Origin of the sequence: Acinetobacter sp. AG3 (assembly GCF_022343575.1) — a bacterium.
In the GTDB taxonomy this organism is placed as follows: Bacteria; Pseudomonadota; Gammaproteobacteria; order Pseudomonadales; family Moraxellaceae; genus Acinetobacter; species Acinetobacter guillouiae.
The window spans coordinates 935,052-960,333 of record NZ_JAKQZD010000001.1; the positions used below are offsets into that span (position 1 = coordinate 935,052).

Here is a 25,282-nt window from a genome sequence, read left to right on the forward strand (position 1 = left end):
TTAGCTATTTTTAAGGGATGCTGTGGGAGGCAATATGAGTTTATTATCAAGAGAAAAAGCTAAAATAGATGAGGAATACTTTAAAGTATGGGACATTATTAAACTTCTTAAAAATGAGGATAAACATGATTGGGAAGATATAGGCACATTTTTAGGATACTATGATATAGCTACTGAACTAAGATTATATAAAACAGATGAATTTTGGCGAATATACGAAATAGAAACTTTTGAAGTAATTAGAACATTAGTTGATGATTTACGTTTGTATTGGCTGACTGGTGAAGATGGTTTAAAGGAAACGAGAAATAAAGTTCATAGCTATTATTGGCTCAAAGAAGAAATTTATAATTTCAAGCCGTTGGTAGAACTCAACCTTGAAAATTTGAAGCCATCAATAAACTATTTAGATATACATGAAGATAAACCAAACAATCAAAGAAAAAAAGATTATAAATTTTACTTATTTAAGCAACCTTCATTAAATTCAACAGAGTGTGCTTGTATTGTTTCTGAACAAAACCCAGCAGGTATAGTTGATTTAGATAAATTTGGTATGGCTCAAAAATTCATATATTCTGCAATTAAATCAGGGGACTTAAAAGAAGTTAATCATTCAATTGATGCTGATGATTTAAGAGTATACTTATTTGGTTCTGAAATTATTATTAAGGGATTTAATGAAGATGTAAAAAGTATTTCTGATAATGAAAAGAAAAATTTAAAATTTAGAATAAATGAATTAGAAAAAATTATTGTTGATAAAGATAGTGAAATTAATAAGCTAAAAGTGATAAAGCCAAATGAGGAAAGTTCTCTTTTAGAACAAATTTTTGATTGTGAGAGAGATGATAGCTATGCACCTGATTTAGTATTAGCAATAAAATTATGGGAATCAATTTATATAACAAATCCTAAAGAAGAAGATAGTCATACCAATAAAGCAAATATTTGGTTAAAACTAAATACTAATTATGATGTCAGAAAACAAAATAGTTCAGCATCAAAAATTAGAGAAATTACATCCCCATTGAAATCTTGGTCGCCTCAACGAGATAAAAATTTTAAAAAATAACCCAAATTAAGTTATTGATTTGTATATACCCTACCTACCCAAGCTAGGGTATTTTTTTGATTTACCCCACTTACCCTAGCTGATATTTAATTTGTTTTGATGTGCCTATCAAGTTAACGCATACAGGTGCAAAAATGGTTATATATCCAGTTCGAATTTCATTTAAAACAGCTTGCCAAATTCTTGACGTAAGCCGTGAAACCCTAAACAACATCATTAAATTAGACCCTGACTTCCCGCCTAAGATAAAGAAAGGTACTGAGCGTCAGTCACCAGTCTATTTCGACTATATGCAAATCATCGAATGGCATAAATCCAAAATGCAAAACCTTACGCAGGATTCAAGTGAGGTGGACGCATGAAAACTTTTATTAAAGATTTAGTACAAGGCATTGGCTACGGCATAGTTTTTATTATGTTGTGTTCTATTTTAGATTTTGCAATGAATAAAATTTGAGGGGGCTAAATGACTGCATATCAAGAAACCCCAAGCCTAGAACAACCTAAAGATATATTAGCAAATTGCATAAAGCTTAATCCACAAGATAGTGCGTATTTGCATCATCCTGTTATTCAAACCTATGGAAACACTAAGCAACCCATTTATGTCGATGAGGCTGTAATTGATATAAATGGCGTGAAATATGAAAACCCGATGATTTTGCCTATATACAATGGGCAATTGAAATTGATTCAATGCGTCGTGTTACAGCAAGAAAAACATATACAAATCATGCCTGATGGTTTTACTCGTGGCTTTGCCTATTACGGCGAACTCAAAAAAGATAAGCCTGTCATTATTTGCTATGAACTCAAGGCATTTTTTAAATTGGCTCAAACACATTACGCCACTGTTTTAGCTGTATTACCTGATATATGCAAAACAACGAATACAGCGTTAAAACAGGCTGATGTAAACACAATTGAAGCCGTCATCAATCAGTTGTGGAATGCGGGATATAAACAGCTATACATACCGACTCGACCACAGAATAAAGAAATATTGCTCGAAATAGCTCAAAGCCAAAAAGCACAGCTTATAGATCAATATCGAAATGATGGAACTTTTATGGAAATTACACAGTATGAAACGGCGCAAGAGGTACAAGCGTTTATAGATGATGCAGTAAAAGAGTTACCAGTATTTCAGGAAGTTTGGAAAGAACCCAAACAAATAAAATCTGAATTATTGCCTGTAAAGAAAATCACAAAAGATATGCTTCCGACCGATGTATATACCTACTGTGCGGATGAAGCTAAACGAGCGGATAACATGACTTTTGATCTAGTCGCCGTGTGTTTATTGACTTCATTAGGCGCATTGATAGGCGCACGAGTAGCGATTAAACCAAAGCAGTTAGATGATTATTCAATAGTCCCGAACTTATGGGGCGGTATAATTGCGCCACCGAGTAGCAAGAAGTCCCCCGCTATCAGTGCAGGAACACGACATTTAGATCGACTGGTATTACAAGCCAAAGAACAATTTGAACTTGAGCAAAAGGAAAGTATTGCTAAAGGCATTGTTTTTAAATCGACTGAAAAATCTCTTGCTAAGAAATTAGATAAAGTTGAAGAAGCCCAAGACAAATTAAAACTTGCTCAAGAAATTGCAGATATGCAAACGGAAGCAGAAAAACCGCCTGTATTAAAAAGATACTTCACTAATGACAGTTCACCCGAAGCATTGGCAGATTTAGAAAGAAGTAATCCAAACGGTATTTTGGTCATTCGTGACGAATTAATAGGCTTATTAAGCTCATTAGATCAAAATGATACCGACACAGGGCGAGCATTTTATCTTGAGGGATGGAACGGTACAGGCTCATATCAATTTGACCGTATTACAAGAGGTTCGGGATACATTCAAAATCACTGCCTGTCAGTATTGGGAGGGATTCAACCTGATAAATTAATGAGCTACTTAGAAAAGACAATTCAAGGTATGGGAAATGATGGTTTATTACAGCGTTTTCAATTGCTCATTTATCCTGATTTAGCACAATGGCAATATGCAGATATTAAGGGAGATAAAGATGCCAAAGAAGCTGTATTTAACTTATTTAAACAACTTGATGGATTAACTGAATATGAGCTAACGAAACTAGGAGCAAAGCCAATAGATGATTTTAATGCTAGACCCTATTTTCGATTTACAGTAGAAGCACAGCAAGCCTATAAAGCATGGTCAACACAGTTAAATAGTCAAATTATTCCCAAAGAAGAACATACAATCATTCAAGAACATTTATCCAAGTTTGGGAAATTGATGCCCGCTTTAGCTTTGATTTTTCACCTTGTAGATTCTGTTCAATTAGGTGTGAGTGTTGGCGGTGTAAGTCTTAATTGTGTAGAAATGGCGATTAAATGGTGTGATTACTTAGAAAGTCACGCACGGCGCATTTATGGCATGGTTTTACATTCATCTACGTTCAAAGCGAGTGCATTAGCAATCAAGTTAAAGAAGCTAAATCACAATGAAGCGTGGCGTTTAGATGGCTTTACTGCGAGGGATGTGCATCGTAAAAACTGGAAAGGCTTAACTGAATTAAATACAGTAAATGAAGCCCTAGAATTATTAGTCGATTATGATTGGCTGAATGAACAAGAGATTGAATCAACAGTAAGAGGTGGGCGACCAAGTAAACGCTATTTGATTAACCCTAAAATTTACGATTCCCTCAAGTAGCACTGCCAAAACTGACATTACTTAAATAGTTTTGTCGGTTTTGTCATTTGTGTTTGTATGAAAATAATAATTTTACGACCCCATAAAAAAGAGTTTTTTCAGTCCCTAAAGGTATTTTATAAACCTTGTTGTAATCTTGTGGTGATTGATATCCGAAAAATCTTGGATAAGCAAAATAATATAGTTTTCGGACACGTTAGATTCCAATAAAATCTTACCTGAATCAAGCCGTTTGGGGAGTATTCGGCTATCTCTAGATGCCTAAAAGACCTTACCGTAATCTTACCGTTTCGTTTTGTTTTTCGGAGCATTATAAAAAAGGGAATTTATGCACACGTTAGATGTCAGAAAAATCTTATCTATTATTAATTTTCGGAGTCCATAAAAAGAGTTTTCGGAGCATTACGTGAATAGCTTAATTTATATAATACTTATCAAGTATTTTTTTGAATTTCCGAATGCCCTAAAGAACCTGATAAAACCTAACATTTTTTGAGTCCATAAAAGAAGCTATTTATATCTAATAACAGATGATTTGTATCCCTGTGTGTATCCCTTAATTTTAATTATTTAATAAGTGAATTAAAAACAATAATTTAAAACCATTGTTCAATTGACGCCATCCCACCAAATTTGTAAATCATGATCTGTCACTTAGTTATACGATGTATCATGAAACTTAATAAAGCCTTGAAATTTAACAGTTTCAGGGCTTTTTTAATGCCTAAATATCTATCATGGACATAGACAGGCATTATTTGAAAATCACTTATCCATTCTGCATATCGCTTAATTAATATTTGCAAGCAATTTCCAAGTCGATCAAAGCTAATTTAACTTTCATAAAATGAAAGTTAAATTTCCATAATTAATGTTCTCGTGTTCTTTTGATCCACCTAAGCTACGTCTATACCTTTAATAAATTATGGAGTCGTAAATGAAAGGGAAGATTGCTTTAGAAGAACATTTTGCAATTCAAGAGACACTTGGTGATTCAGAAAGATTCTTTGTACCAGATGTTTGGAGAACTAAGCGGAGTCAATTACTAGATATAACTGGGGAACGTTTACGCCGTATGGATGAAACGGGTATTGAATACTCAATCATTTCTTTAAATGCACCAGCGATTCAAGCGATACCAGATCCCAAAAGAGCTGTTGAAGTTGCAGAAATTGCAAATGACACCTTAGCTGAATTAATCGCTAAACATCCCGATCGCTTTGGGGCCTTTGCTGCCTTACCATTACAAGACCCAGAAGCAGCGACAAAAGAACTCAATCGCTGTGTAACAGAACTCGGTTTTGCGGGTGCTTTAGTAAATGGTTTCTCAAATTTAAATAATGATGAAACAGCAAAATATTATGATGCTGAGGAGTATTTAGATTTTTGGGCTGAGGTTGCTAAACTCGATGTACCATTCTATTTACATCCGCGTAATCCACTTTTAAGTCAGCAATTGGGTATCAAAGATCATCCTTGGTTAATGGGTCCTGCATGGTCATTCTCAGTTGAAACAGGTGTACATGCACTGCGTTTAATTGGTTCCGGTTTATTTGATAAGTATCCAAATATTAATATTATTTTAGGACATCTAGGCGAGTTAATTCAAAATAATATTTGGCGTACATCGCATTGGGCATCGGCGAATGGTCGTAATCCACTCGGTGTAAAAGCAGAAAAACCATTTATTGATTATTTCCGTAAGAATTTTTATTTAACAACAAGTGGTAACTTTCGAACAATTACCATGAAAAATGCAATTGATGAAATTGGATCTGATCGTGTTTTATTCTCAAGTGATTATCCATTTGAAGACATGGAAGAAGCGACACATTGGTTTGATCATGCCGAAATTGGTGAGAATGATCGAGAAAAAATAGGCCGTCATAATGCACACAAATTATTCAAGTTAAGCATTTAAAGTAGCTCAAGCCAATAACAATGATTGTTATTGGCATTTTTAATGCAGTAAAAGGATTTTATGATGAAAATAATACTAGATATACAGCAAGCCGTTGATACTAGAAAATTATCTCTGCAACAGTGGATAATATTTATACTTTGTTTTTTGGTGATTCTAGCAGACGGTATTGATACGGGGGTAGTTGGGTTTATCGCTCCTGCATTGTTAGATGATTGGGGGATCACTAAAAATGATCTACGCCCAGTGATGAGTGTTGCCTTAATAGGAATGGCGATTGGAGCAATATTTGCAGGAATATTAGCAGATAAGATTGGAAGAAAATGGGTCATCATTGGTTCGGCATTTATTTTTGGCGTTTTAACCATACTGACAGGTACTTCAAATAACACGACTGAAATGGTGATATATCGATTCCTAACGGGATTAGGACTTGGCGCTGCAATGCCAAATGCTGCAACACTTGTATCTGAATATATGCCAGCACATCGCCGTGCATGGATGGTGAATTTATTATTTTGTGCACTACCGCTTGGTATTACGATTGGTGGTGTTTTATCAGCAGGACTTCTATCAAATCATGGTTGGAAAATGGTCCTCTATATAGGCGGGGCTATTCCTGTAGTGGTTGCCGTTGTATCAATTTTTCTTTTAAAAGAATCGCTACATTTTTTGATTAAAAAACAAGGACAAGTCGAAGCATTAGAAATTGTAAAAAATATACAGGGTAAATTTATCGATGCAAAATTAGTTCCTGTTACACCTCTAGATGCTGATTTAAATGAAAAAAATACCAATCCCGTTGGTCTTGTCGTCGGCAAGTTTATTGTACCCTCTGCAATGATGTGGCTCTGCTGCTTTATGAGTTTATTGGTATTTTATGTACTTACAAGCTGGATGCCCACGCTTCTTAAGGAATCAGGATTTACACCGGAACAGTTTAGTTTAGTCACAGCAGTTTTCCCATTTGGTGGCGTTGCAGGAACAATCCTCATTGGTTGGTTTATGAGTAAGTATGACGTGAATAAAACCATCACTTTTGCATATTTTATATCAGCCGTATTATTCGTCATAACAGGATTCCTTACACAAAATATTTATTTACTCGCATTGTTTATTTTCTTAGCTGGCGCAGGTTTGGTTGGCGCACAATCCTCATTGCCATCTTTAGCTGCGATATTTTATCCTGCAGAATGCCGTGGAGTTGGTGTTTCATGGATGCACGGATTAGGCCGTTTTGGTGCTATTTTCGGGGTATTTTTCGGCGCTTATATTTTCACATTTAATCTCGGTATGAGTGGTATTTTCTTCGTACTTGCAGTGCCTATTTTAATTTCGGCGCTAGCGCTTTATTTGAAAGGGCGTTATTCAACTTCTAACGTGACAATTCCTCAAACTTCAAAAGTTTAAATAAAAAAACAATAACGACTACCTCAATTATTTTCAGGTAGTCAGGATTTTTACACCTTAAAAATTTAAGTAAAAAAGGTACATATCATGAAGAATATATTTTTTCTTGGATTAGTCGGCCTCACGACAACGCTTCCTACAATTACAAATGCTGAATTTATCAAAGATCGTAAAATATCGTTAACGACAAAAAATTATTACTTTGATAGAGATTACATAAATAATGTTCCATATCCTGCAGCAAAAGATTGGGCTCAAGGTTTTATCCTAAATGCTAAATCTGGATATACCAGCGGAAACGTAGGATTTGGTTTGGATGTTCTTGCTTTAGCAGGTTTTAATCTTATGGGAAATAATAAAGATTATGCTGCTTCAGGTTTATTGCCTGTAGATAGAAACAATGAGCGTCCTGATCAGACAGGAGAGTTGCGTTGGACCCTGAAAACCAAAGTAAGTGATTCGACAGTTCATATCGGGACACTTTCGCCAATGTTTCCAGTAATTTTTTCAAGCCCCGCACGGCTATTCCAACAGAATTACCATGGTGCACACGTGCAGTTTAATGAAATAAAAGATCTTAAACTTCATGGATTATATGTCGATCGAGTCAATCATAGGGACTCTACGAACTATGAAAAAATTCGTATAGGAAATATCAATGGGCGATTTAAAACAGCTGCTGAGTCTTCAGGCTTATATATGCTTGGTGCTGAATATCAATTTAGTGAAGGCGTTAAAGCAGATCTATATCACGCAAATTTGTATGATGTATATTATCAAAATTTTATTGGTATCAAAACCAAACATGATGTCGGAATCGGTCATGTTCTTGGTGATTTTAGAGCGTTTCTCAGTGAAGATGCTGGAAAAGAATTAGCAGGGAAAATAGACAATCAGCATTTAAGTGGGATCGTCGGTTTAAATATTCAAAATCATACCTTGAGTTTAGGATATATGCACTCTTTAGGTGATACTGCAATGCCAACATTGAGTCATGCTGAACCCGCAGTATTTATGGATAGTATAAGTGCTGATTTCACCAATCAAAATGAAAAAGTTATCAGTGTTCGATATGACTATGATTTTAAAGATACTGCTTTAGATGGTTTAAAATTTATGGCGAGATATAGCCAAGGAACTGATATCGAAATTCCTCGGTTAAAGGGTGAGGTATTTGAAGAAGACTCTTTCGATTTTGATCTAAACTATCGCATACCTCGTGGAATGCTCAAGGGTGTTGGTATCCGTGCTCGCTATACGCGTTATCGTAATGATTTACCTAATGAGAGAATCGTATTCAGACCTGCCAATGAAACGAGGGTCAATGTTGATTACACGTGGAAATTTTAAAGCATAAAATAAATGGAATGTTATTGGTGGTTCACTTATAACATTCCAAGAGAATTCAATAATTAATATTGTCTTTGGTAAAGTTAATAAAATCTTTGACAACCTCTCTCTTTTTTAATTTTGAATACACCATGTAAAGTGATAATTCAGATGAATGATTGTCTTTAAAACACTCAATTAATATACCATCTTCTAATTCTTGTTTGACCTCGTGATATAAACGATATCCGATACCAAATCCTTGAATCATCCATTGGTGCGTAACTTCAGCATTATTACTCTTTAAATAAGGGTGTACATGAACCTCAAATATTTCGTCATTTATGCTGTATTTCCAATCTTGGTATATGTGGCGATTTCTTATTAGGCAAATGCAGCGATGATTGAGTAAGTCTAAGGGGTGTGTAGGATAGCCAAATTTATTAAAATATTTGGGTGATGCACAGAATATACGTCTAGTGTCGAGTAAAATCTCTGAGTTGTAGATTACATTATTGGGTTGTTCGAGTTGAAAAAGGATATCGAGTTCATTTTCCACAAGATCCATTTTCGAGTCAGAAAGAATGAGTTCGATTTCTAGATTTGGATGTGGTACGCTGAATTTTGCTATTAAATCACCTAACTTACTGCGGCCAAGATAATTTAAGCTACCAATACGTAATTTACCTGCAAAAGAATTCACATTTTGAGAAACCTCTTCATGAACTTGTTTCATTAAAGATGATATGTAAATACTGCGATCTAATAATAATTTACCAGCCTCGGTTAAATCAAATTGTCTAGCAGATCTGTTAATAAGCCTCTTACCATAAAAATATTCAAGTTTTGCTAACTTTCTACTTACCGTTGGCAGGGGAATATCCATTTCAATGGAAGCACGCGTCATTGATTTTGATGAGGCTAATGTTATAAAGAAATCTAAATCACTAATTTCATTTTGCATAATTTGCTTTCCGTAGCATAAATCAATTTAATTTTTGCATAGCACACGTCTGTCCAAAATATAATTGATGCTTTTTAAAATTAAATTTGAAGTGTTTGATGAGTTGTTAACTTTTTATTTTTTTCAAAAATCCCATTTTCATTAAAATTTAAAAATAACGATTTGACTTGCAGTGGTCATTATAACAGTAGTTAGGATGGTTGTGAGAAAAATTAATATTTTGAAAAATATAAGTTTAATTTAAAAACTGTAAATAAAATTGAATAAAAAGTGTTATAGCTAAATATGCCATAGAAAAATATGATTCTTTTAAAACTAAATCAAAGAACTTCTGTATTGAGCAGTATGGTAAGTATTTTTCATTAAATACTCAGCCTGTAAAGCAAAAAAAAGAGGAGTGCGCACAAATAACATTCAATAAATTAGCAAGAAGGTTAGATAAATACTGCGTGACCAGTTTCAACACATTAAAAACGGTGTAATAAGTACGATGTATTTTAGATAATTTCTCAATATGATTAAGTTTATGATATTTATATATTTTAGTTAAAACTCTTCTTTTTGACATTTTTTCTGACACTTTCTTTGACATTTTTTTGATTTTTTTTATTAAAAAATTGACTAAATAACTGAAATACAATAATAATGATTTGACATTTTCTTTGACATTTTTTCTGACAAAATATGCCTGAACAAAGTAAAACATGGATAGATGAAACGACGTTAAAAGTCATGACATATAAATCAGGCTTTTTTACTTTTCAATTGGGTTTTGAACATACTCAAGTCCAAGCGATGCTTAATCGTGTCAATGATTCACAAAAGCGCTTTAACAAAACCCCAAGTTTGCCCTTAATTATTGATCAAGTGCAGGATAAGGTATTAGCAAGCAGTATTTACAGTTCCAATACTATTGAGGGAGGGCAATTTACAGAACAAGAAACTGCAAACATATTAAAACAAGACCCTAAGACTATTCAAAAGTCAGAAGAGCGAAGACTGACAAATTTAAAAGAATCTATTGAATGGATAAAAAAAACCAGTTCTAAACAGTTAAAGCCTGTAGATGGTAAGCCTTTTGAACTTTCTACGATGTTTCAATTACATATATTGGTATCTCAGAATTTAGAAGAGCAACATAATCCAGCAGGGCAGTTACGAAATAACCAGCCAACTCAAAAAACAATAGTTGGTAATGATTCTCATGGAGGGACCTATCGACCACCCAAGTGCATAGAGGATATTGAATATCTTATTCAGGCGTGGATAGAATGGTTAAATAGTCCAAACGTAATTAATCAACCAGCGATAATTAGAGCAGGGCTAGCACATTATTATTTTGAGCTAATTCACCCATTTTGGGATGGTAATGGACGTACTGGGCGTCTGATTGAAATGTTTATTCTTGAGCAGTCAGGATATCGGTTTAGTTCATCTGCTATTTGGAAGTATTATCAAACGAATATCCATGAATATTTTGCTTTATTCAATCAGTGTAGAAAACTAGCTGATAAAAAGGAAGATAATCCTAATCAGCCATTTATTGAATTTATATTGAATGGTATGTTTGAAACAATTGAATATCTTCATGATGAAAGTAATAAATTAATCGGATATTTGCTTTACCAAACAGCTTTAAATAACGCTAAATTTAGGAAGGAAATTTCAGATAGACAATTCAATCTTATTCATAATGTGATGCGAGTGATGAGTGAAAGTAATAAATTTTTGTCAAAAGCAGAACTTTACCGTATTCCACAAATCCAGATTTTATATGATAGAAAAACCGAAAGAACATTTTATAGAGATATTGATAAGCTTGTTGAATTAAAATTTTTATCTGAACAGGATGGATTGGTCGTTATGGGAAATTGATTAATAAGTGAATCCTTTAATTTCTTGTATCAACAATTTCAGCGCTTTTTCATGCCTAAATATCTATCATGGACATCTACAAGCACGATTTGAAAATCACGTACATTACAAATAGAGTATGATACATCGCTATGACTTTCACTATTTTGAGTTGAGTATACTTGATGAAAAAAATATTAATGTTGCTGATCAGTCCTGTAATTGCTGGTTCTGTGTATAGTGCTGAAGATTGGTCGAAAAAACATCAATCCTATGTATTTTTACAAAATGAAGAACCTCAATATGGGAATAAAAATAGTGAAAATGTTGATTTTTTTGAGTTGTCAAAGCAACAAGAGCAAGATCGTATCGCTCAACGTGATGTAAATGTCGCAAAAATGTATGAAAATCGAGCAAATACTTCTAATATGAGTCCATTTGAAAGATCTCAATATCTTCTGAAAAATAATGATACTTATGCTTTGAATGCACATGAAAGCGAACAACAGCTAAAATCATTGCAAAAGGCCCGCAATAGAGGGGTAATTTCAGAGCGCGATTATCAACAGAAAATGATTAAGCAAAATCAGATGCCTTTAGAACAGAAGAATAATCAACTTAAATATTCAATCCCTGTAGGGGAGTGATGATGAATATCTTTAAAAGTGATTGGCGTTGAATGGGTTTTTTAATTATTCATTTTTATATAGAAGTACCTTAAGGTACTTTTTTTAACACATTAAAAATTCAACTTCTCTACAGGTTGAAATCGTGATAAGCAATTCTATAATCTTTCGTTATCTTTGATTTAAGTTTTTATCATAGTATTTACGATTCATCCGTATTACCTAAAAAAATAAGTTAAAATGTAATTATATTAGAGGTTTAGAATAAAAATAAACTAACTCTGGATCACCATCATCAAGATTTTCTATGTGACCGCTCGCAATAAATCCAGAATTTAGTAATAACTGCTGCATTGGCAAGTTAGATCGATTCGTTGTGGTAAAAAGCTTTGGATGTTGGCATTTAGCCTTTAATGCGTTCAGTAATACACGTCCCGTACCACAGCGACGATAAGGTTCTGCGACCATCAGCATCTCAATAAAACCGCATCCGAAAAAATGGTAATTTAAAACGCCGTAGCCCATTACTTTTCCATTTTTTTCAACAAGAAAGCAGACACCCTGCATACACCAATTGTGGATTTGCAATATTCGCTGCGGATCGTGTGAGGCAACACTGTCGATAGCGATTAAGTCTTTAGTGTCAGTTTCAGTCGCTAGGCGAATAAGCATATGTTCATTTATATCAGTCATTACGCTATTCACTATAGCAAAATATATAGACCAATTTAAAATTATGGTCGTGATAAGAAATTCTAGATAGTTTCTTTATAGATCAATCGCCTAATAATAGCCTTGCCGCAAAAAATAGAATCAGGGCAGAGTAAAGATATTTTACTTTGAGGTATTGATACTGTTGCTAAACACAATGAGTATAGGGCTTTGAATCATGCGAAGAATAAAGTGCTCAAGTGAGCCTAAATCAGATATAAGCTCATTTGAAATTATAGGCTTAAGCTACTCTATTTCTTCTTTTTATCACAACCGATTACGCTGGCATCGGTGATGATGTTCTTACCGTCTGTGTACAGTGTGATATTGCAAAAGTAATCGATAACAGTCCGATTTTCTGTATATCCAGTCTTCCGATATACTGGTTCGCTACCAACTGGCATTTGGCCAACCACGCCGCCGCCACCGATTCCAACCATGGTCGTCTTTTGGCCAATATACTCAACACCTGTCTGCACGAAAACTTTTTCTGGTGTTACATGAGTCTGCACTCGATTCCACCCATAGAAGCCACCACTACCATACGACGATGGACCTAGACCATGATCAGGTTTGCCAAATATTTTAAATGCATTACTGGCTGGTTGCCCGACTAGTTTTTGTGCAGCCACTTCGACTTCATTGGGTTTGGTGGCCAAGGTGGCGCAAGCGCTGATACTAAGCACCATGAGGGTGATACAACTATATTTGAATAAAGGCATGGAAAAGACTCCTGAAATAATCAATGTTATACGTACAGAGCAGAGCGAGATATTAATTCATCATAATTTATTATTTGGTATATATTTCACACGATTATATTGCATAACTATTGATAGTCAAAAGCCCATTCTTACTAAAATAATTTGGTGTTAACTTTCCTCTGCTCATAGTCCATTGATGATCTTTTTAGAAGGCGAGATCCTCGTATTGAGAACTGTTTTGGATAAACTTTATTATGTTGGGTTTGTTAATCAATATATTGATTTAATTGTAAATATTTCATAAATATCAAGTTGTGGTGAGCACGAACATCAGAATAAAAATAAGTAATGCCAATTCAAAATTTGAGTTTAGTGATGAATTATTCTAAGATTTAGAACAACTAAAAGTTAACTTATAAATGATAGATATTTCACAAAATAATTTACGGCATGGATGAAAAATTATGGCTAAATACAATAGACCGCAGATCATACAATTTTTTATATCGTTAATTTCTCTTACTCTATTTTCTTTAACGATGTCAGGTGTTGCGCATGCTGAGGGGAATTGTCCTCCGGGCTATTATCCTGTCGGTGGTCAAGGTGTACAAGGCTGTGCGCCTATTCCAAATTATGGAAGCAGTGGGGGATATTCAGCTCCAAGCTATCGGACACCAAGCACAGAAGGTTATGTGGCTTCGGGTACAAATGGTGTAATTGGTGTGGCTACTGCAAAAATTTTCCGCGGAAAGTTAGAAGAGAAAGCATTGCAAGCTTGTGAAAAAAAAGGTGGGACTGATTGCAGAATTTGGTTTACTTATGATGACAACCATTGCGCGACTATAGGGCAAGCTGAAGGAACAAATAGATTGTATAAAGCACGAACAACGGCGGGTGAAGTGCGCGATGTTGTTCCAATGTTAGTCCCAGGAAGTAGAAAAGCTTTAGGACGGAAAAAAGTTTTAGAGGCGTGTCGTTATGATGGCTTCCCAGAGGCTCAATGCAAAATTATTTATGAAGATTGCCGTAGGCTTAATCTTCCATAAGCGTTTTATTTTGTGATTAAAATATGAAATACAAAGCTTAGAAAGACGTTTACGGAGTCGAGCTGAAGCGAGTTTTTAAGACAAATAAAACCACCTTCGGGTGGTTTTTGTTTAATGGATGATTCTAGTTTGGTACTGGAAATACCTGCTATTTCGTATAGGAATCATTTTGTTAATGGAGAAAGTTTTGAGCAAGGGTGATCAAATTTTGTATTGTTTCTTTCTTATGCTTTAATATCAATGTAATGGGCAGAGGGCTAGTGCTACAAACATTAGAGTGGACTTTACCTGATTATGTCTATGACCCATATGATTATGAATTAAATAAAGATACAGATTTTAAAAAATTGAATCCTGAGCAACAGGCTAATATTGTAGCTGATTATTTTGGATTAATTGAAGGATATAATCAGATTAATTTCAGTTTAGCTTGGCGAAATCATATAGCTGATAATTCACAGTATATAAGACAGGTAATGCAACCGATTATAAGTAATCCTTCAGGATATACACTGGTTTCTAATTCTACTCCGACTCCATTAATTCCTTTAATTTACTGAATTATCATCTCATGAAAAATATTAATTTATTAAGTGTTTTTTTTATATCAATAATATTAATTGGTTGTAAAGAGAAACGTGTAGCTGATTTCCAATATGAAATATTAGAAGATAAGAGCATTTGTTCATTAAAACCCCAAGAAATTTATGATTCTAATGAGTTTTCAATGTTTGACACATCATTTAAAAATGAAAGTGGAAGTTTCAATGATGAATTATCAAAGAAAATATATGCACAAAGTTTAGAAAATTTGTCTAATAAAGATAGTAAGTATATTTTTTGCTTTTCAAAAGATATGCTTATGTCAAATTATTTAGAGACTCAGATCCGTATTGAGTTAAAAAAAGGAAAATCCTTTAGACAATATGAATTTATAAATTACTTCTGTCTAAGTAAAAAAAATTCAATTATGAATTTCAATAGTCGGGATAAGAGTATACGAGAATGCCAATAATTCTGATTTCTGTAAAATTATCATAATACAGGTGACTTGAAATCTTACTTTCAACATCTATATCTGAGTCAAAGCAGCTCTAGAATTCGGCACGCTGAAATAGTTTTATCAAATAAGTCGTAAGTTTTCAGAAATGGGCTTTGATCTGTTTATCTGCCGTTCTGCATCGTATTTTTTTGCTGTTCTGTAGGTAAACCAATGAGTTCATCATAAGCATTCATTACCTGTTCATCTGTACACGGGAAACTTTACATTTCTTTTGATTTTTTAAAAACAAAGCACTTAAGCTTTTTCCGTCAGTTGAATTTTCATCTTTATCACAAAGACTACTAAGAGCAACTACTCGATTATATTCTAGTAGTTGCTTATAGGTGGTTTTTAAAAATGACGTATTCAGGTTTTAAAAGGTATGATTGTAATAAAGTGCAATACGGTTCTCAATATAATCTTTTGACACAGAATTTTTATAATCTGCATATAACCATGAGATACCCAAACCTTTAAACTTTTGCTGTTGGAAATCATAATTTAAAATCAGATCAAACTCTTTTTCAGTACCATTATTACCAGTGGCTGTTTTAATATGATCACCATTATAATAACGAATGATACTTTTTAAGCCATTTAATGGTGTGTCCTTAAAGTCATAATCATAGCGAATTTGCAAAGACCGTTCATCCTGTTGCATAAAAGTGCCCACCGACCAGTTAGCAGAATATACTTGTGGAACCCAATTTGCTAAAAGAGGAAAGGCATTGTCACCTGTAACATATTTATAACCCAGTCCAAAGGTGTGATTCCCATGGTTTAGCATGTGAATAGTGGCATAGACTTGATTATCAATATTTCCTTCCAATGCATTCCCAGATTCCTTGGTATCAAAAATATAGAAATTTGATTTTAAATGGGTTTTTTTATTGAAATCATGTCTAAGTTCATAACTTAAAAAATGTTGATCATAAATGTCTTCTAATTTTGCATAAAAATAACGAACTTGTTGCTTGTTAAAATCATAATCAATTCCTGCAAAATCTAAAGCATCTGCTTGAGCTTTATTTTTGCCATTGACCAGATGAAATTTAAAATAATCTTCTGTATTACGACCACTGACTTTGTTTAAACGTCCAACAGTGATTTTACTATTGGCTAAATCCGTTGATTCTAAAATACCACCAAGAAATGTGGTAGGGAGTTGCATTACCGCATCAGTATGGACAATGGGTAATTTTGGCATAACTTCACCGATTTTGAGTTCAGTTTTGCCATATTTAAATTTTGCTGTTGCACCGAGTTTTAGTTGATCTTGGGCTTGTTGTTGTTTAACAGCGTCATAAGGCATGATGTTATCTACAATATTTTTAGCTGAACTTAAACGATAAGCATAGCGTGCAGATAGATCCAAACCGAGTTGTACCGGTGTATCGGTATAACCAGAATTGAGGTTGAAGGTTGCGGCTTGTGACCAGTTGTTTAAATCTTTACTATGAGCATCGTCAAAATTACGATCGAAATAGAAATTTTTTAAATAAAGATTGGCGGTTGTATCTTTAATAAAATCTGCATGAGTTGCTGAATTTAGGCAATAAGAAGCCAATATACCCAAAAGGATTGTTTTAAGTTTCATGTTTTCTTCCTGAAAATATTTTAGTTTTGAGTTTGGCAGCTGAAATTCCGCTTTCAGACAGCCATTGGTTTATCACATCTGTTTTTTGATATCGATTATTAAGAAAATCATTCCATTTATGCAGTGATTGCAGTCATATTGGTTAATGGTGCGTCAGTTAAAGACTGTAATGTCTCAAAAGAAAGCCCATCCACCATTTCAATCACTTTTAACCCATCAGCAGTTACTTCAATAACACAAAGGTCAGTGTAAATACGGTCTACACAGTTTTTCCCTGTTAATGGATAACTTAGTTGTTTGACAATTTTTGCTTCCCCTTTTTTTGTGGTGTGTTCTGTGGTGATAAATACTTTCTTGGCACTTACAACTAAATCCATTGCTCCTCCCACTGCTGGAATTGTATCTGCCGTACCTGTATGCCAGTTTGCTAAATCACCATTTTCTGCAATTTGAAATGCACCCAGTACACATATATCGAGATGACCTCCACGCATCATGGCAAATGAGTCGCCGTGGTGAAAATAACTGCCACCTTCCAGCATGGTCACAAATTCTTTACCCGCATTGATCAGTTCAGGATCTTCCATATCAGGCGTAGGCGGTGGGCCAAACGCAAGTAAGCCATTTTCAGAATGAAGGAAGACATCTTTATCTGCAGGCAAATAACTGGCAACCTTGGTTGGTAAACCAATCCCTAAGTTTACATAGGCGCCCTCTGGAATATCCTGTGCCACACGTTTTGCAATTTGGTCACGACTGAGTTTCTGGTAGCTCATATTATTTCTCCTTATCGCTTATGGGGCTGGCTGTACTTGAACAACGTGTTGTACAAAGATACCTGGAGTGATGATATGTTCAGGATCAAGTTCACCCAATTCAACTATTTCTGAAACTTGAGCAATGGTGGTGGTCGCCGCCATTGCCATGATTGGGCCAAAGTTACGGGCAGATTTGTTGTAAATCAAATTTCCCCAACGATCACCTTTGTGTGCTTTGATCAAGGCAAAATCAGCTTTAATTGGTAATTCAAGTACATAGTCTTTTCCATTGATCTGACGAATTTCCTTACCCTCCGTGAGCAGAGTGCCGAAACCTGTTGGAGTAAATACTGCACCTAAGCCCATACCTGCCGCTTGAATGCGACAAGCCAGATTACCTTGTGGAACAAGTTCCAGTTCGATTTTTCCTGCATGGTACAATTCATCAAAGACCCACGAATCAGATTGACGAGGGAAAGAGCAGACCATTTTCTTGACTCGACCTGTTTTAAGCAGCTTCGCCAAACCATAGTCACCATTTCCCGCATTGTTACTGACAATCGTTAAGTCCTTAGTATCGTTTTCGATTAAAGCATCAATCAGTTGCGTAGGTTGTCCCGCAGCCCCAAACCCGCCAATGAGAATAGTTGCTCTATTGGGAATAGATCGAAGTAGTTCATAAGCTGAATGATGAATTTTGTTCATATTAAACCTGTCCTTTGATCACGAACTTTTGTGGCATTCTTTTTAGGGTGAATGTCAGCATGATGATCGCACCTATGAGCATCAAAACACTGCCATAAACCATGCCTGTTGCAAATGAATAGGTCAGATCTTTGAGAAAGCCAATTAAGAATGAACTGACAATGGTTGCTGAATTACCAAAGGCATTAATAAACGCAATACCGATGGCTTTGTGATCAGTGGATAAGCTTTCATCGGCAAATGCCCAGAAAATCCCCATGGTGCTGAACCCTGCCATACATGCCAAACATAAGCCGATAATTTGCAGGATAGGTGTTTGTAAATAGGCGGCCATGAGCCAACCGATAAAACCAAAGAGCATTGGGAAAAAGGTATGCCAATATCTTTCTTGTGTTTTATCCGAGTGATAACACAGTAAAAACAAGGCAATGATGGTGACTAAATGTGGAATCGCGACAATGATTCCGTGAGTGACTGAATTTAAATTCGGTAGTGATGCAGAAACAATTTGTGGGACCCAGATATTGACCATTCCGCAGGTTGTCACAATACAGAAATACACGACAGCACAACGTACCACTGAGCTGTTTAGAAATGCCCAAGTAGACGTTTTATTTGAAGCGTGAAGCAGAGTTTCAGCATGAACAGTAGGGTTGCTTTGACTGTGTAATTGAGTACCTTGCAGTTCTTCATCTTTAAGCGCCTGAATGAGAACTTGCTTTTCTTCTTCATTTAACCATTTGGCATCTTTAGGCGTGTTTGGTAATTTGGCATAGACCAAGAGTCCAAGAAAGACACAAGGTAATCCTTCAAGTAAAAACACCCATTGCCAACCTGTAAAGCCATACCAATTGTGTAAATTTAAAATATAACCTGTGACCACTGCACCAAACATGGCAGTAAACGGCATAGCCAACATAAAGATGGCATTGGCGCGCGAGCGATGTGAGGCTGGGAACCATTGGGTTAAATACAATAACATACCTGGCATAAAGCCAGCTTCAGCAATCCCAACAATGGCACGAATGATATAGAGTGACTTTTCATCAGTGGCAAAAGCAGTACAGCTCGAAGCAATTCCCCAAACGATGATGATGCTACCGATCCAAAGTTTCGTCCCAAATTTTTTTAACATCATATTGCTTGGAATGCCAAAGCAAATATAAAAGATATAGAAAATGGTATTGGCTAGACCAAAACTGAGTGCGGTTAATCCTAAATCTGCACTGAGTTGTTTACCCACAAAACCGATATTGATCCGATCTAAAAATGAGAAAATGAAGAGTATTAATAGAAAATATAGAAGCTTACGTCGTACTTTCTGTATAGTGTCTTCCAATTTTTTATTTTGTTCTGGCAAATCAGTTGCCTGAATTTCAATTTTTTGAGAATCCATAGTTTTCTTCCTTTGAACACTGTATGGATAGGTGACCGAAAATCACCTAGGGTTTTTACTGCGTAATCACGTCGTATAAATGTGTTGCCTTAATTAATTGTTCGATACTTTGTTGTGGAGAGGCTTTACCGAAAATATAACGGTCTGGACGAACTAAGATGGCATGCGCTTGATTGTGATTGAGCCAATCCAAAATTTCTGCTTGCTTGGCATAGATAATACTCAGTCGTTGAATGCTATTTAGTTCAAGCTCTTTAATTTGAGCCTGATATTCAGGTAGGACAAATAGACTGAATTGATAGCCAATAGCATCATCACTCAATATTTGATTGTCCAAAATAAACTGTGGAGCAATTTGACCATTGATCTCATCTGTATTTTGAATAAATCCTGCACCCAGTCTTGGTGTTGGGGTAATGAAGTTTTTGAGTTGAGAAACTTGTTGTTGATACTCATGATTTGCACAATAATTTTGGATAATTTTTCCAAAATTAACAGCACCTTGAATGAATTCTTTGACATGAGACATACGTTCAGTATGGTAACTTTGAACCAGTTCAAAAGATTGATCCTCTCGTACCAATTCATTGAGTTTCCAAGCTAAATTTGAAGCATCACGGATACCTGCAGCCATACCTTGTCCCATAAATGGTGGTGTTTGGTGTGCAGCATCACCAGCAATGATCAAACGGTTTTTGCACCATTGTTTTGCCAGCAAAGCGTGGAAGGTATAGACTGTAGCGCGCTCAATTTCGGCATTTTCAGGTTGTATATAATCTGCTAATAATTTCCAAATGGTTTCCGGCTGAGTAAGTGTATTTACATCATCTTCAGGCATCACCATGATTTCCCAACGTAGACGTTGGCCTAAGCCTTTGATATAGCTCATTGGACGTTGAGGGTTACAGTATTGAATACTGTAATCACCCAAATCATTGGTATTATTCTTGGCAATAAAATCGACCACCAGCCAACGACTATGCAGATTTAAGTCTTCAAAAGTTGTACCAATCAAACGGCGAACCAAAGAACGAGTTCCATCACAGCCTACGACGAATTTAGCGGTTGCTTGGTATAAAATACCATTGGCTAAATTTTCAAAAAACAAAGTGCAGTCTTTGGCTTGTTCATCAATTTTAAATACTTCATGGCGTATTTTTACAGTGAGTAGAGGATTTTGTTCTACATGCTCACGTAATGTAGCTTCTAAATCAGGTTGATGAATACGATATGCTGAACTCCATTGATGCATACCCTTTTGCGTTGGGCGTTCCCAAGTAATCAGTAAATTCCCCTCAGCATCGACAAATTTCATCCCTGGCCCGGGTGCCAGCTCGTGTTGCAATTTCTCTGAAATACCAATGCTTTGAAAGATTCTCATACATTCGGCATCAAAGCGAACCGCACGAGGTAATTGTAATATCTGCGCTTCGCGTTCAAGCACGATGACTTTTAAACCTTGTTTAACCAATAAGTTGGCAAGGGTGACACCTGTAGGTCCATAACCCACAATGGCAACGTCATAATATTGTTTTAATTCCATTTTTTACTCCTCCTGAGTGAAAGAGGCTTTATTTGCCCCACTTCCAATTAGCCATCATTTTTTACGATGTTTTTGAGGATGCCAATTTTATCGACTTCGATTTCAACCACATCACCTTCTTGAAGCAAGATGGGAGGAGTACGTTTTAAACCAATACCGCCTGGAGTGCCGCTGACAATGACATCACCTGCGTTAAGCGGTGTAAATGTAGAAATATAGTTAATCAATGAAGGAATATCGTGAATCAATTGAGTAGTTTTCGCATGTTGTAATTCTTGCCCATTGACGCGGGTAGTCAAAGTCATGATTTCATTGGGTTTAATTTCATCTTTAGTGACTAACCAAGGACCAAAGCTACCTGTTTGGAAGAAGTTCTTACCCGGTCCCCATTGCGCTGTATGACGCTGCCAATCACGTACAGAAGCATCGTTATAACAAGAGTAACCTGCGATATGATCCCATGCATTTTCTTTGGCAATACGGCGACCACCTTTACCAATCACAATGGCAATTTCACCCTCATAGTCAAATTGTTCAGCTTCAACAGGGCGAAGTAGGGGTTGATTATGACCAACTTGTGATGGTGCAAGTCTAAAGAAAATCATCGGCTTTTCAGTCACTTCTTGCTGAGTTTCTTGTACATGGTCTGTATAGTTCAAACCGATACAAAAAATTTGTTCAGGGTTTGGAATCACAGCTTCAAACTGAATATCTGCTAAAGCATAGTCTACTGCTGCATTTTCAGCAGATTTGACGATTTCAATAAAATTGTCTTCGGCCAACAAGCTTTTTAAATCTGCATATTTATTTGCTAAATGCTTTTTTAAATTAATCACAGACTGGTCTTTAACCAAACCAAATAATTGTTGACCTTGAATGCTGAAACTTAATAATTTCATAGAAATCTTCCTTGATAAATACATATTGTCTTTAGAATTATTATCAATAATTAATAACAATTGACATAATACTGGCAAACAATATATTTTATGTCAATACTTTTATCAAATATTGAGAAAAATATGAAAGGTCTTAAATTCAGCCATATTGGTATCTATGTCAACGACATTGCTAAAATGGAACAGTTCTATACTGAAATTCTTGGTTTTTTTGTGACTGATCGCGGACGTTTAAATACGCCGAGAGGGGATGTGCAATTGGTCTTTCTCAGCAGAGATCCGAAAACACACCATCAAATTGTGTTGGCAACAGGTCGCCCTGAAGCGCAAATCTTTAATCCAATTAATCAGATTTCTTTAGAAGCAGACAGTTTGGAAACTTTGCAAGAACTCTATGTGAAGTTTGTAGAGTTACAGATTTCACATTTAGATCCAATTACGCATGGCAATGCAATTTCGTTTTATGCACCTGATCCTGAAGGGAATCGTCTAGAATTATTTATCGATACGCCATGGTATGTGTCACAACCAATGAAAATTCCATTGGATTTAAACAAAACTAAAGATGATTTGATGGCTGAAGTTGAGAATCATGCCAAAAAACTTCCAGGTTTTTGCCAAAGAGCTGAATGGGAGGGTAGAATGCGTGAACTCATGGCGATGAATTAAGTTGAGCTGTCTATGTCCACATCCAATAACATGTTAAATATTTTGACTTTATTTTCGATAGAGGAGCCTGTTTTGGATGCAGACATTATTTGTGAAAAACTCAATTTTTCCAAACCCACAGGTTATCGTTATATTAAAGATTTAGTTTCACACGGAATTTTACAGCGTTTGCATGGTGGGCAATATACCTTTGGACCTCGAATTTCCGTGATGGATTATATTTCACAACAATCTAATCCCATACTACGGTTAAGTATTCCTTTTATGCTGGATATAGTTGAACAAACAGAATTTAATTGTTGTTTGACACAATTTTATGAGGATTATTGCATTGATATTCATCATGAAGGCTATAAGGAATCGTCACTATTGTCCTATGGGCGTGGTCGCCCACGACCTGCATACGCAGGGGCAGCGCCTAAAATTATTTTGGCAAATACGACCACGAAAGTTCAGAAATCGATTTTCCGAAACTTTCAGGACCATTATATTGCCAGTGAATTTGCTCTGACTGAAACTGAATTTTTAGACAAATTGAATCAAACAAAAAAACAAGGTTATTACGTCTCTAAAGGGGAGTTGGAAACTCACCTAGGTGCAATTGCTGTCCCAATTATTTATTCCAGTAAGGCATTTCCACTTGCTTTGAGTATAGTGGGGTCAGTAAAACGCTTTAATTTGATTCAAGTCGAAACGATTGTGGAGATGTTAACAAAAGCAGCGAAACACATCGAAAGTGAGTTTAAAAAGACTGAGTCATGAGTGAAATTATGATGATTCTTTGGTTATTGAAAAGTCATTAGACCGACATTGGATATTAACAATAATCATGCTTTGGCAATCATTTAACTTCACGAATATACGTAAATTTTGAAGTGTTTTAATTGATTAGAACACAGTTAAATAGAACAAAAAATTAAACTGCTAATACTTTAAAATCATTATTTATAAGCGAGGAAGGAGCTGCTCAATTAATTTCTAAATCCAGCCCCTTCAATTTCTAACGTTGATGTATAGATCTAAACCTTTTTTCCTCATCCATGCCTGATGAAATTCATCAGACATGAATTGAAGCGATTTCGATACGATTAGAACTTATATTGATAATTGATAAAGAAACGATTTTCTGTAAAATCACTCCCATAATCTTGCTGGTAACGTGTAAATAAGTGCTGTAAAGACAGTCCTTTTAACGCAGGTTGCTGAAAATTATAGGTGGTCAGAACATCAAGCTCGGACTCTTTATTTTTATCACCATTGCTCATTTTAATATCTCGTCCAACCGCGTACTTTGCAATGCTGTTTAAACCGAGGATGTAATCTTTAAAGTCATAACCATAAACAAAATGCCATGATTTTTCATTTTCTTTAAAAAAGCCTGTGACATTCCAGTTAATAAAATAAAGCTCAGGTAAAAAACCATCAGGCAAAGGGTAGGCGTCCCCAATAATTCGTTGATAACCGACACCTAAAGTGTGATTGTTTAGTTTCAATGTTTCCAATAAACCTACATTTTGGCTATCGATGTCTAAAGCACTGCTATTATCTTGCGAATTAAAATATCGTAATTTTGAATGCAGGGCGATATTGTTAGCAATTGGGTATTGATGCTCCACACCTAAATAGTGTTTATCATATAAATTTTCTAAATGCCCATAGTAATAATTGATATTAAAACCTTTATTTACATCATAAGATAAATTCAGGTAATCCAATCCATCTGAATAATGTTTTATACCTTTCTGCGTATAAGAAAATTTATAAAAATCCTCCTCATTGCGAGGAGAGTTTTTCGACACATGACCAAGTTCGACTTTAAGTTTTTCCTGAATTGGAAATTTTAAGTTCACCCCTTGATAAGTCGTTAAAAGCTGACGGCTTGTGTCGATTGCGGTCATGGGTAAGTTGAGCCATAACTCACCCACTCTCAATTCTGCCTGATCATATTTAAGTTTAAGTGTACCCCCATATTTTAAATAGTCTGCTGCTTGTTCTTGTTTGACTGGGTCAAAAGGCAATACGGTATCATTGACATGTTTGTCATTGCTTAGACGTACCGCATATTGCACTGAACCATCAACGCCAATTTGCAGAGGATGTTTTAAAATTTCAATGGGTGTGTCATAAAATTGTGAGTGATAAAATAATGATACGCCTTGTGACCAACTCCCCGAATCTTTGACATTTTCTTGGTCAAAATTGCGATCAATATAGGCATTTTTTAAAGTTAATTTCCATTCATCTTTGGCTAGCGCTAGTTGTGTAAAAGCACAAGTATTGATGAATATGAGCGTAGTAAAAATCTTTGTAAATGGTGTATTGAATAACATAAGGCATCCTTGAC

At 35.3% G+C, this 25,282-nt stretch carries 23 protein-coding genes; 13 read left to right on the forward strand and 10 right to left on the reverse strand.

The window, feature by feature from the left end; translation table 11 throughout:
- Positions 1-34 precede the first annotated feature (34 nt).
- From L3V46_RS04550 to L3V46_RS04575, 6 genes are all read left to right on the forward strand, one after another.
- Positions 35-1,075, forward strand: a complete 1,041-nt coding sequence (locus L3V46_RS04550) for a hypothetical protein (protein WP_239045027.1) — start codon at positions 35-37, stop codon at positions 1,073-1,075.
- Between the two features lie 134 nt (positions 1,076-1,209).
- Positions 1,210-1,437, forward strand: a complete 228-nt coding sequence (locus tag L3V46_RS04555; protein WP_239045028.1) for a transcriptional regulator — start codon at positions 1,210-1,212, stop codon at positions 1,435-1,437.
- A 104-nt stretch (positions 1,438-1,541) separates the two neighbouring features.
- Complete coding sequence (locus tag L3V46_RS04560; protein WP_239045029.1) at positions 1,542-3,764, forward strand: YfjI family protein; 2,223 nt, start codon at positions 1,542-1,544, stop codon at positions 3,762-3,764.
- Positions 3,765-4,701: 937 nt separating this feature from the next.
- Positions 4,702-5,685, forward strand: a complete 984-nt coding sequence (locus L3V46_RS04565; RefSeq protein ID WP_239045030.1) for an amidohydrolase family protein — start codon at positions 4,702-4,704, stop codon at positions 5,683-5,685.
- Positions 5,686-5,748: 63 nt separating this feature from the next.
- Positions 5,749-7,095 carry an aromatic acid/H+ symport family MFS transporter gene (locus L3V46_RS04570; RefSeq protein WP_239045031.1) on the forward strand — a complete coding sequence of 449 codons (1,347 nt, stop codon included), beginning with the start codon at positions 5,749-5,751 and terminating at the stop codon, positions 7,093-7,095.
- Between the two features lie 87 nt (positions 7,096-7,182).
- Positions 7,183-8,445, forward strand: a complete 1,263-nt coding sequence (locus L3V46_RS04575; RefSeq protein WP_239045032.1) for an OprD family outer membrane porin — start codon at positions 7,183-7,185, stop codon at positions 8,443-8,445.
- A gap of 55 nt (positions 8,446-8,500) precedes the next feature.
- Here the strand turns inward: L3V46_RS04575 and L3V46_RS04580 are convergent, their stop codons facing one another.
- Complete coding sequence (locus L3V46_RS04580) at positions 8,501-9,388, reverse strand: LysR family transcriptional regulator (protein WP_239045033.1); 888 nt, start codon at positions 9,386-9,388, stop codon at positions 8,501-8,503.
- A 684-nt stretch (positions 9,389-10,072) separates the two neighbouring features.
- Here L3V46_RS04580 and L3V46_RS04585 point away from each other — a divergent pair.
- Positions 10,073-11,263: a Fic family protein gene (locus L3V46_RS04585; RefSeq protein WP_239045034.1), complete on the forward strand. Its 1,191-nt coding sequence runs from the start codon at positions 10,073-10,075 to the stop codon at positions 11,261-11,263.
- Positions 11,264-11,427: 164 nt separating this feature from the next.
- Entirely contained in the window at positions 11,428-11,889 is a 462-nt protein-coding gene (locus tag L3V46_RS04590) for a hypothetical protein (protein ID WP_239045035.1), read from the forward strand.
- Between the two features lie 225 nt (positions 11,890-12,114).
- Here L3V46_RS04590 and L3V46_RS04595 read toward each other — a convergent pair whose 3' ends face one another.
- Positions 12,115-12,561 carry a GNAT family N-acetyltransferase gene (locus L3V46_RS04595; RefSeq protein WP_239045036.1) on the reverse strand — a complete coding sequence of 149 codons (447 nt, stop codon included), beginning with the start codon at positions 12,559-12,561 and terminating at the stop codon, positions 12,115-12,117.
- 269 nt (positions 12,562-12,830) lie between these two features.
- The gene (locus L3V46_RS04600) at positions 12,831-13,301 is read right to left on the reverse strand and encodes a hypothetical protein (RefSeq protein ID WP_239045037.1); all 471 of its coding nucleotides are present in this window, start codon (positions 13,299-13,301) and stop codon (positions 12,831-12,833) included.
- A gap of 446 nt (positions 13,302-13,747) precedes the next feature.
- On the opposite strand from L3V46_RS04600, the gene L3V46_RS04605 reads away from it, so the two are divergent.
- The 3 genes from L3V46_RS04605 to L3V46_RS04615 all read left to right on the forward strand — a co-directional run bounded on the left by L3V46_RS04605 (position 13,748) and on the right by L3V46_RS04615 (position 15,344).
- Positions 13,748-14,329: a DUF4189 domain-containing protein gene (locus L3V46_RS04605; protein ID WP_239045038.1), complete on the forward strand. Its 582-nt coding sequence runs from the start codon at positions 13,748-13,750 to the stop codon at positions 14,327-14,329.
- 260 nt (positions 14,330-14,589) lie between these two features.
- The gene (locus L3V46_RS04610) at positions 14,590-14,889 is read left to right on the forward strand and encodes a hypothetical protein (RefSeq protein ID WP_239045039.1); all 300 of its coding nucleotides are present in this window, start codon (positions 14,590-14,592) and stop codon (positions 14,887-14,889) included.
- A gap of 11 nt (positions 14,890-14,900) precedes the next feature.
- Positions 14,901-15,344: a hypothetical protein gene (locus tag L3V46_RS04615; RefSeq protein ID WP_166781925.1), complete on the forward strand. Its 444-nt coding sequence runs from the start codon at positions 14,901-14,903 to the stop codon at positions 15,342-15,344.
- Between the two features lie 400 nt (positions 15,345-15,744).
- Here the strand turns inward: L3V46_RS04615 and L3V46_RS04620 are convergent, their stop codons facing one another.
- The 6 genes from L3V46_RS04620 to L3V46_RS04645 form a co-directional block, all read right to left on the reverse strand.
- Positions 15,745-16,968 (reverse strand): OprD family outer membrane porin, encoded by a 1,224-nt coding sequence (locus L3V46_RS04620; RefSeq protein ID WP_239045040.1) that lies wholly within the window; start codon positions 16,966-16,968, stop codon positions 15,745-15,747.
- 116 nt (positions 16,969-17,084) lie between these two features.
- The gene (locus L3V46_RS04625; protein ID WP_239045041.1) at positions 17,085-17,744 is read right to left on the reverse strand and encodes a 3-oxoacid CoA-transferase subunit B; all 660 of its coding nucleotides are present in this window, start codon (positions 17,742-17,744) and stop codon (positions 17,085-17,087) included.
- A gap of 18 nt (positions 17,745-17,762) precedes the next feature.
- Positions 17,763-18,431: a 3-oxoacid CoA-transferase subunit A gene (locus L3V46_RS04630; protein ID WP_239045042.1), complete on the reverse strand. Its 669-nt coding sequence runs from the start codon at positions 18,429-18,431 to the stop codon at positions 17,763-17,765.
- Between the two features lies 1 nt (position 18,432).
- A complete protein-coding gene (locus L3V46_RS04635) occupies positions 18,433-19,827 on the reverse strand; it encodes an MFS transporter (RefSeq protein ID WP_239045043.1) in 1,395 nt (464 codons plus the stop codon).
- Between the two features lie 55 nt (positions 19,828-19,882).
- On the reverse strand, positions 19,883-21,370 hold the full coding sequence (locus L3V46_RS04640; protein WP_239045044.1) for a bifunctional 3-(3-hydroxy-phenyl)propionate/3-hydroxycinnamic acid hydroxylase: 1,488 nt from the start codon (positions 21,368-21,370) through the stop codon (positions 19,883-19,885).
- Positions 21,371-21,417: 47 nt separating this feature from the next.
- A complete protein-coding gene (locus tag L3V46_RS04645) occupies positions 21,418-22,269 on the reverse strand; it encodes a fumarylacetoacetate hydrolase family protein (protein WP_239045045.1) in 852 nt (283 codons plus the stop codon).
- Positions 22,270-22,392: 123 nt separating this feature from the next.
- On the opposite strand from L3V46_RS04645, the gene L3V46_RS04650 reads away from it, so the two are divergent.
- Positions 22,393-22,938, forward strand: coding sequence for a VOC family protein (locus L3V46_RS04650; RefSeq protein ID WP_239045046.1), 546 nt, complete (start codon positions 22,393-22,395; stop codon positions 22,936-22,938).
- A gap of 12 nt (positions 22,939-22,950) precedes the next feature.
- Positions 22,951-23,700: an IclR family transcriptional regulator C-terminal domain-containing protein gene (locus tag L3V46_RS04655; protein ID WP_239045047.1), complete on the forward strand. Its 750-nt coding sequence runs from the start codon at positions 22,951-22,953 to the stop codon at positions 23,698-23,700.
- 326 nt (positions 23,701-24,026) lie between these two features.
- Here the strand turns inward: L3V46_RS04655 and L3V46_RS04660 are convergent, their stop codons facing one another.
- Positions 24,027-25,268 (reverse strand): OprD family outer membrane porin, encoded by a 1,242-nt coding sequence (locus L3V46_RS04660; RefSeq protein ID WP_239045048.1) that lies wholly within the window; start codon positions 25,266-25,268, stop codon positions 24,027-24,029.
- Positions 25,269-25,282: the final 14 nt, after the last annotated feature.

Bases quoted from the DNA above. Each gene is read 5' to 3' on its own strand.
- L3V46_RS04550 (WP_239045027.1), top strand. From the start codon at position 35: ATGAGTTTATTATCAAGAGAAAAAGCTAAAATAGATGAGGAATACTTT.
- L3V46_RS04555 (WP_239045028.1), top strand. From the start codon at position 1,210: ATGGTTATATATCCAGTTCGAATTTCATTTAAAACAGCTTGCCAAATT.
- L3V46_RS04560 (WP_239045029.1), top strand. From the start codon at position 1,542: ATGACTGCATATCAAGAAACCCCAAGCCTAGAACAACCTAAAGATATA.
- L3V46_RS04565 (WP_239045030.1), top strand. From the start codon at position 4,702: ATGAAAGGGAAGATTGCTTTAGAAGAACATTTTGCAATTCAAGAGACA.
- L3V46_RS04570 (WP_239045031.1), top strand. From the start codon at position 5,749: ATGAAAATAATACTAGATATACAGCAAGCCGTTGATACTAGAAAATTA.
- L3V46_RS04575 (WP_239045032.1), top strand. From the start codon at position 7,183: ATGAAGAATATATTTTTTCTTGGATTAGTCGGCCTCACGACAACGCTT.
- L3V46_RS04580 (WP_239045033.1), bottom strand. From the start codon at position 9,388: ATGCAAAATGAAATTAGTGATTTAGATTTCTTTATAACATTAGCCTCA.
- L3V46_RS04585 (WP_239045034.1), top strand. From the start codon at position 10,073: ATGCCTGAACAAAGTAAAACATGGATAGATGAAACGACGTTAAAAGTC.
- L3V46_RS04590 (WP_239045035.1), top strand. From the start codon at position 11,428: ATGAAAAAAATATTAATGTTGCTGATCAGTCCTGTAATTGCTGGTTCT.
- L3V46_RS04595 (WP_239045036.1), bottom strand. From the start codon at position 12,561: ATGACTGATATAAATGAACATATGCTTATTCGCCTAGCGACTGAAACT.
- L3V46_RS04600 (WP_239045037.1), bottom strand. From the start codon at position 13,301: ATGCCTTTATTCAAATATAGTTGTATCACCCTCATGGTGCTTAGTATC.
- L3V46_RS04605 (WP_239045038.1), top strand. From the start codon at position 13,748: ATGGCTAAATACAATAGACCGCAGATCATACAATTTTTTATATCGTTA.
- L3V46_RS04615 (WP_166781925.1), top strand. From the start codon at position 14,901: ATGAAAAATATTAATTTATTAAGTGTTTTTTTTATATCAATAATATTA.
- L3V46_RS04620 (WP_239045040.1), bottom strand. From the start codon at position 16,968: ATGAAACTTAAAACAATCCTTTTGGGTATATTGGCTTCTTATTGCCTA.
- L3V46_RS04625 (WP_239045041.1), bottom strand. From the start codon at position 17,744: ATGAGCTACCAGAAACTCAGTCGTGACCAAATTGCAAAACGTGTGGCA.
- L3V46_RS04630 (WP_239045042.1), bottom strand. From the start codon at position 18,431: ATGAACAAAATTCATCATTCAGCTTATGAACTACTTCGATCTATTCCC.
- L3V46_RS04635 (WP_239045043.1), bottom strand. From the start codon at position 19,827: ATGGATTCTCAAAAAATTGAAATTCAGGCAACTGATTTGCCAGAACAA.
- L3V46_RS04640 (WP_239045044.1), bottom strand. From the start codon at position 21,370: ATGGAATTAAAACAATATTATGACGTTGCCATTGTGGGTTATGGACCT.
- L3V46_RS04645 (WP_239045045.1), bottom strand. From the start codon at position 22,269: ATGAAATTATTAAGTTTCAGCATTCAAGGTCAACAATTATTTGGTTTG.
- L3V46_RS04650 (WP_239045046.1), top strand. From the start codon at position 22,393: ATGAAAGGTCTTAAATTCAGCCATATTGGTATCTATGTCAACGACATT.
- L3V46_RS04655 (WP_239045047.1), top strand. From the start codon at position 22,951: ATGTCCACATCCAATAACATGTTAAATATTTTGACTTTATTTTCGATA.
- L3V46_RS04660 (WP_239045048.1), bottom strand. From the start codon at position 25,268: ATGTTATTCAATACACCATTTACAAAGATTTTTACTACGCTCATATTC.